The 6,862-nt window shown below is 70.5% G+C and carries 5 protein-coding genes and 1 pseudogene; 1 reads left to right on the top strand and 5 read right to left on the bottom strand.

Going from position 1 to position 6,862, the window contains the following annotated elements; all coding sequences use genetic code 11:
- Positions 1–197 precede the first annotated feature (197 nt).
- The 4 genes and pseudogenes from ACFW2E_RS37940 to ACFW2E_RS37925 all read right to left on the bottom strand — a co-directional run.
- A complete protein-coding gene (locus ACFW2E_RS37940) occupies positions 198–3,344 on the bottom strand; it encodes a CHAT domain-containing protein (RefSeq protein WP_384473927.1) in 3,147 nt (1,048 codons plus the stop codon).
- Between the two features lie 29 nt (positions 3,345–3,373).
- Positions 3,374–4,294: a hypothetical protein gene (locus tag ACFW2E_RS37935; RefSeq protein WP_384473924.1), complete on the bottom strand. Its 921-nt coding sequence runs from the start codon at positions 4,292–4,294 to the stop codon at positions 3,374–3,376.
- Between the two features lie 9 nt (positions 4,295–4,303).
- Positions 4,304–4,705, bottom strand: a complete 402-nt coding sequence (locus ACFW2E_RS37930; RefSeq protein ID WP_384473921.1) for a hypothetical protein — start codon at positions 4,703–4,705, stop codon at positions 4,304–4,306.
- 161 nt (positions 4,706–4,866) lie between these two features.
- A pseudogene (locus ACFW2E_RS37925) lies at positions 4,867–5,110 on the bottom strand (transposase); the annotation flags it as partial.
- 118 nt (positions 5,111–5,228) lie between these two features.
- On the opposite strand from ACFW2E_RS37925, the gene ACFW2E_RS37920 reads away from it, so the two are divergent.
- The gene (locus ACFW2E_RS37920; protein WP_384473918.1) at positions 5,229–5,465 is read left to right on the top strand and encodes a transposase; all 237 of its coding nucleotides are present in this window, start codon (positions 5,229–5,231) and stop codon (positions 5,463–5,465) included.
- A 72-nt stretch (positions 5,466–5,537) separates the two neighbouring features.
- On the opposite strand, the gene ACFW2E_RS37915 is transcribed toward ACFW2E_RS37920, so the two are convergent.
- Positions 5,538–6,047: an SUKH-4 family immunity protein gene (locus tag ACFW2E_RS37915; RefSeq protein WP_384473915.1), complete on the bottom strand. Its 510-nt coding sequence runs from the start codon at positions 6,045–6,047 to the stop codon at positions 5,538–5,540.
- Between the last annotated feature and the right edge of the window lie 815 nt (positions 6,048–6,862).

The following is a 6,862-nucleotide window of genomic DNA, read 5'->3' as shown; positions in this document are numbered from 1 at the left end:
GACCAGGACGGTGCCCCGGATCCCTCCGCCGGCTCCCCCAACGACACCTGACGGCGCCCACCGAGCCGTACCAGCGCCGACCCCAGCAGGGCAGCGCTAAGCGGCCATCAGCCCGCACATGCGGCGCATCGCCGGACCATCCGCGCCCGGGGCGGACCCGTACCGGGCCCGGTGCTGGGGGCTGGGGCTGTGGCGACTCAGCCGCCCCACACGCTGAGGACGGCCCAGTGGCACGGAGGAGTATGGGTGCGAGCCGCTCGCCAGAGGGCGAGGCCAGCCGGTCCACTGCACGGAAGGGGGAAGAGGTCCGGGTAGCGGGCGTTCTTCTCACCGTTGGTGCTGTCCCTGACCCACTGCTGGGCGTTCCGCAAGGCCTCGGCTGGCGGCTCGCCCGCACGCCGCCAATTGCGGTGGAATTCGGCCAGGAGTGCGACTGTGGCCGGTTGCTCCGGAACGGCCCACTGTCCGGCCACAACTCCGGCGAAGCCGGCCCTGAGCAGTGCGCCGGGAAAGCCGACCGCCTCGTCGGGCAGGTCCGTTCCGATCAGGGCGGTCTCGCAGCCGCTCAGCACGGCAAGCCGACCCGCGCTGAACCCCCCTGCCAGGATGTCGCCGACGGTCAGCCTCCCGCCGTCGGCGAGCAAGAGGGCGCTGTGCAACGGGGCGCCGACCTCCGCTTTGGCATGGCAGGCGGCGTGCAGCACGTCGTCCGCTCCCAGTTCGGCCACCTGCCGCAGGACTCCGGACTCGGTGGCGTTCGCGCCGCTCAGCGTGTGACTGTTGCCGAACTGGGCCATTGCAGCCCTGACCTCCCAGGTGGCCCAGGGCAGGGGCTCGGCCTCGTTCGGCCGTGGGTCGCAGATCGCGAACAGTCGCGCGGCCGGATCCGGCGGCCTGTGCGCGCGACCGAACGCCGACGCTGCGTCGGGCGCGTAGGCGAACGCACGGTCGTCCAGGGCATAGCGGCGCCGGGTGGGCGAGTCGCGGTCCGGACGCCAGGCCGCGTGCAGCGGCAGGAGGGACAGCCAGCCACCGGGTACTACGGTCAGCCGCTCCGTCCCTCTGGTCTCCGTGGTCTCCGCCAGCAGGGGGCCGACGCAGGCTTCCCACAGCCAGGCGGTCAATTCGTCCAGCGCCCGTTCCCAGGCAGCACTGTCGCGGCGCCGGTGGTCGTAGCTCTCGAAGTAGCGGATGGCCTGTTCCTCGACGCGACGGCGGGTCAGGGCGGGCAGCATGCGGTGCGAGACGGCGCCGTCGGGCTGCACGACGAGGAGGAAGCCTTCCGGGGCGCAGGGGTGGATGTAGGCCAGAACCGTGCCGGTCGGTGGGCACACGAGCTCCCGGCCGTGAGGCTGTCGGGCGGGGCCGGCTTCCCACGCGACAGGCTGGTACTCGGGGGCTTGTGAGGCGCACGGTGGCGCCAGGGCGAACGCCGGTGCGGCCGGGTCGCCGTCAGAACGCTGTGCCATGTCGGCCGGACCGGCCTCATCGGGTGCCGCTTCCTGGGTTGCCGCCCGGTCGGCCGCCGCGGCACGCCACAGCAGCAGGCGGCCCCGCTCCACGACACTCGCCGCCCGCGCGGGCTCCCCCAGCTGCAGCCAGGCATGGGCGGCCTGCGCCGGCAACTCGTGGACGTCGCGAAGCCGCAGCTCCTGGTGGTGCCGGGTGGACTGGGCGTCCACGAGCAACTCCATGAGGTCCATGGCTCGTCCGTAGGCCTCCACCACCTCCGCCCACCACTGGTTGCGTACGGCCCAGGCACCCCAGTTGGCTGCGGCCACCAGTGCGACCCATGGAGTTGTGGCGCTGGAGCTCGCCTGTCGGTAGGCCGAGCGGGCGCGGTCGCGGTGCCGCTGGTCGCCTGCTCGTGCGTACAGGTACCGGTGAGCGTTGGCGAGGTTGCCCAGGGCGAGCATCTGTGCCGCGTCATCGCGCGCGAGCCCGGCGGCCTCCGCCAGCCGTTCAGCGGCCCGTGCCAGCTCATCAGCGACCTCGGGCGGCTCGTCGGCGTCACGGGTGCCTTGAACGAGCCAGGTGTTCCGCGCCCGCTCATAGCGCATGAGCAACGCGTTGCCGAGGTTGAGAACGAACGACGCCCGCTGCTCGGTGGCGTCGCCGGGCAACTGCACAAGTGCTCGTTCCAGCTGACGTACGGCCTCGTCCCGCGACTGTTCCGCGTCGCCGCCCTCACGGCCGTCCGCGCGATGCGCCTCCGTCGCCGTGTCGTCGACGAGGTTCGCGCTCTCGGCCAGTGCCGTGCCCAAACGGCCGCGGATCAGGCCCTCGTCTTCGGTCCCCTCCCCCGCCTCGAGTGCCTGACGGTGGACGTCCAGCGCGGCCTCCATGGCCTGCTGAGAGGCCGTTGCGCGCGCTCGCTCGGTCATGACTAGAGCCACGTTGGAGAGGTAGCGCGGCAGCTCCGGATCGTCCTGGCCGGCCGCCTCCCAGGCATCCGCGAGCGCAGCACCGGCACGCTCCAGGTGGGCGAGGGAAGCAGTGGCCTCGTAGAGATCCATGAAATGCATGCCCAACTGGGTCAGGTACGGGGCCTGGTACTGCGGCGAGACCTCTCCAGCCACCACGGCGGCCTTCCGTAGCCATTCGGTCGCGTCCGCCGGCACGCTCGTCCCGTCGCCGGCCCGCGACTTCGCGGCGGCCACACGTCCACGCAGCCGCAGCGCCTTGGCAGTGCTGGCGGCATCGCCCGTCGCCCGGGTCTCGGCAGCGGCCGCGTGCGTGGCGGCTGCCGCGAGGTCCGCGGTGTCTCCCCGTGCCTCCCAACGCGCGAAATGGGCCATGGCCAGCTGGTACGGCACATAGCTGTCATCCGCCCGCCCTTCCTGGTCGAGCGCGCTGCCCAGGGCGGCAATCGCCTCGTCCAGATCCCCAGGGACGCAGAAGTGCTCGTATCGGTCCATCACGGCGCTGCCCAAGTTGCTCAAGGACGCGCCCAGGTCGGGACCGGCCGGGGTCACACGGGCCGATTCCCGGAAGGCGACCACGGCCCGGTCGAGGCTCCGCCGCTCCTGCCGCTGCTCCCAGCGCCGGATCCACGCGGTCCCGAGCAGGTTCAACAGCGAAGCCCGGTCCGTCGCGTCCGCGGGAAGCAGCCGCTCCGCCCGGTCGAGCAAGGCGAGCGCCAGGTCCAGGTCCTGCGGCATTCCCGCGGCCTCGTGACAGTCCAACAGGGACACACCGGCGAGCAGCAACGCCGGTACGTCCTCGGCCGACCACCGCAGCAGCTCGGCCGCCGCCCGCCTCATGCCGCTCACCGATACCCGCCGCTCGGCCCGGTGCACCGCCCGTACCGCACGGGCCCGTCCACGGTGCGCTCGTCCTGCCATGGCCTGCGCTCCCCCCGGTACAACCTCGGTCACTCGGTGAAGGTCGGATCGTCCTCGTCCGAACCACGGACCAGATACATCGTCAGCCGACGGCCGAACTCGCGCTCCTGCGCCGGGGACTGGGGGCGCGGCCAGCGCAGCTTTTCGTACAGGTCCCAGCGGTGCACATCCGCCGTTGCCTCCAGCAGGTCGGAGAACGCCTCGGCGTGCCGGGGCACCCAGCTGCGCCACGCGGCCACCGCAACGAGGAATCCGGCCGGCGCCGCCCACCAGGCGAGCGGCGCGAATCCGATGAACGCCGTCCCCCACACGACCGCGCCCACCGCGCTGTCCAGCGCCCCCCGTGCCGCGAGTAACTCCTGCCGGGCAGTGTCGGGAAGCACGAGCCACCACTGCGGCCATACGGCGACGAGATCGAGTCCGTACTTGTCGGCGGGACGGCTCTCGCCCGCCCGCAGGACATTACCGATGCGGGTCGGCATCAGCCGTGCCTCCGCCGACGGCACCCTCCTGCGCTCGCGGTCAAGGCGGATGAACTCTCCCTGTTCCTCGGACGTTCCTCCGCCGCCGCGCACCACGGGCGCCAACTCGCGCAGCCGGGCCGATCTGCGCCGCTTCGCCTCGGCCACGGACTGCACCCGTCTCCGTCGTACCGCGGCCGCCCACCTGGGCCAGTACCCCTCCATCAGGCGCAGTACCGGATCGCCGAGCCGCCGCACCACGATTCCCGACGCCACTACCCCGCACAGCGCCGCGATCAGGACCGCGACCTGCACAACCGTGGCCTGCTCGGAGATCCAGCCGGACACGGTGTCCAACGGCCACGGCCCGCCACCGGAGACGGCCCAGACCAGCAGCCCACCGATCCAGAACACCAGGGCAGGACCGGCGGTCGCAGCCCAGCGATCACCCAGCTTGCTCGCCACCGACTTCCAGAACTCGTTCAGCACGGCAGGTACTCAACCGCGCAGGAGCGGCAGGGAATGTCCCGGAGTCGGACAGCGCGGGACGGGCTCGCCCACCTCCAACCGCCACCACACGAAATCGCCCTCGCGGCAGTGGTACGGCTCGGCGTCCACGACCTCACCGTCCCCGGCGGGCCTGCCGCCGGTCCGTTCTCCGGCGCGTTGAACCTCCGGTGGCCGGTGCTGCGGATCCTCCAGCACCTGCGCCGCCCACGAGTGCAGTTCGGACCGCGACATCAGCAGTTCGGCGACCTCCCCTGCCACTTCCTCGCCCGTGACCGAACGAGCCAGCAGTGCCGCCAGTTGCGCGTCCAGGCCGGCCGCGTCCTCCTCCCCCACCAGCGCCACCAGACGGCTCCGCGCCACCCGTGCTGTTTCCAGCAGCGCATGCTCCACTGGGCCCCCTTCCAGCACTGCCCGCCTCCGGCCCGGCCGCCCTGACCTGCACTGCCGACCCGGCCCTGCCTGTCCGCCGCATCAACCTCGCCACCGGCGAGCCTATGATCCCCTCAGGCTCTACGGTGCCACAACTGGCTGACATCTTGCCCATAGACGCCGATACCCTGCCAGCTCTTCAGGCGGTTGATACAACGCTCGACCGTGCTGCGTCGTTTGCGGGCCTCGCGGTCGATGGAGGCCGTCCGCCGCTCCCGCCTTTCCGCTTGCGGTTGGCGACCTGATCGGCCGATTGCGGGATCACCGCCTGGATGTCGCGCCGACGGAGATGCTGACGGATGGCACGGGGCAGTAGGCCCGATCGGCCAGGACCAGCCCGGGCCGGGTACGCGGCCGGCCAACCGGCCGGGGCACGCACGATGCGATGACTCCGCCGCGTGCCAGGACTTGGGGCCGGATCGTTCGGATGGCGGGACTTCCGCGACCTGGTCGTCCGCGCTCGGATCCAGCTTGGGGCCCGATCGTGCTGGTCTGGGACAACGTCCGCCTCCACCTGACCGCCGGCATGAAGGAATTCATCGAGGCGAATGCCGCGTGGCTGACCGTGTTCCAACTGCCGGCTTACGCCCCTGACCTCAATCCGACCGAGGGTATCTGGGCGCTGGTGAAGCGCGACCTGGGCAACCTGGCCGCTGCGGACCTCGGCGAGATCACCAGAGCCGTGAAAACATCGACTCAAGAAGATCCAGTACCGCCCTGACCTCGTCGACGGCTGCATCGCTGCCACCGGCCTGAGCCTGGACGGCTGACCGACGTCGGGGACTGGTCCGGATCACGCATCCCAGTCCGCATAGTCTCCGATCGCCACGTCATCGCAGAAGGTCTCCCAGAACCCGTCGTCCGCGAGAGCGGTCCCGTCGATGCCGGAGACGAGCTCGCGCAGTTCTTCCGCCACCTCCTCGAACCTCTCCTCGTCGCCCTCCGCATAGAACGGGAAGCGTGCGATCACGGCCGCGATGCATCGGCTGAAGGAGTCGAGGTCGCGGTTCACGTGATGGGTCGTCGATGACTCGACATTGGGGATCTGCACCACGTGACCACTGGCCACGTCGACGGCGATGCGACCGAACAGGCCACTCGTCGCGATGGCGACCAGCCCCCGTTCACCGATCCCCCCGAAGTACACCGGCTCGCTCAGTGGCCGGTACTCGTATCCGATCAACCCGCCCGGGATGCCGGTCTCCCTGAGATCGACAGCGATCTGGGTGGGCACCTCGGATGGCGCCTCGATGGTGATCAAGACGAACGCGGGCTTCGGCAACTCCGACAGGGGCTGGCTCACCGGAAGATTCTCTCCCGATGGACTGCCCGGCAACACCCATAGGCCCGCGAGGCGGGCAACGCCCGCCGGGCAGCCGACCCCGACATCACCTATTCAAGTTCAGTAGCAACAGGGCACCGGCCCCCCAGATCCTGGGGTGCTCGACGTTGCCCTGTAGCCATCGACCGGGGGCTCGCCCCAGCATTAGCTGCGTATATGCCGATTCCGATACCTGCGAGTTGCAGCGCAACCACCGCGGCCCATCCGCCCAGCATTACGAGGAACACACCCAGCGCCACGTCCTACCTCCTCGGGGGGCTGCGCTCTGGCGGCCGGTGGCAGTGTGACATAGGCGCGAATGGCTGACACGGTTGGCCTGCGGCAACGTGACGGCCCAGCCGCCCCGACAGGGCGCAACCGGCCCCACGAGAACCACCGGCGGCACGTTCGCTGCGGCTTTCATGGTCGTGTAGTTCCTCTCCGGGGCCACCGTACCGCGCGGTCGGCGAAGCGACTTTGGCCGGGAGTTTCAATGACCGAGTCAAGCTCGGGGGCCCCTGTGCTTGTGAGGAGCCTCCTGTCGGGGATCGTCTGTGCCTCAGCCGACGAAAGTCAGCCACGACGGTGGCTGTGCCGACCGATGAGGCGCGCGTGTGCCTCGCTGCACTCCCACCGGCCTCAACCACGCTGCCTTGCTCTATGTCGTCCAGAGCAAGGTGCCGGCCGCCTCGGGGTTAGGCACAATGCCGGTGACTTAGATGTCCTGCGTTCGTTGGTTGTGGTGTGGCGAGGGTGGGGCAGGTCAAGTCGCCTGCGGGTGAGCGTTTGTCGGACCG

The organism is Streptomyces sp. NPDC058964, from assembly GCF_042741275.1.
GTDB lineage: Bacteria > Actinomycetota > Actinomycetes > Streptomycetales > Streptomycetaceae > Streptomyces.
This window is presented reverse-complemented; position numbering and strand designations above follow the sequence as displayed.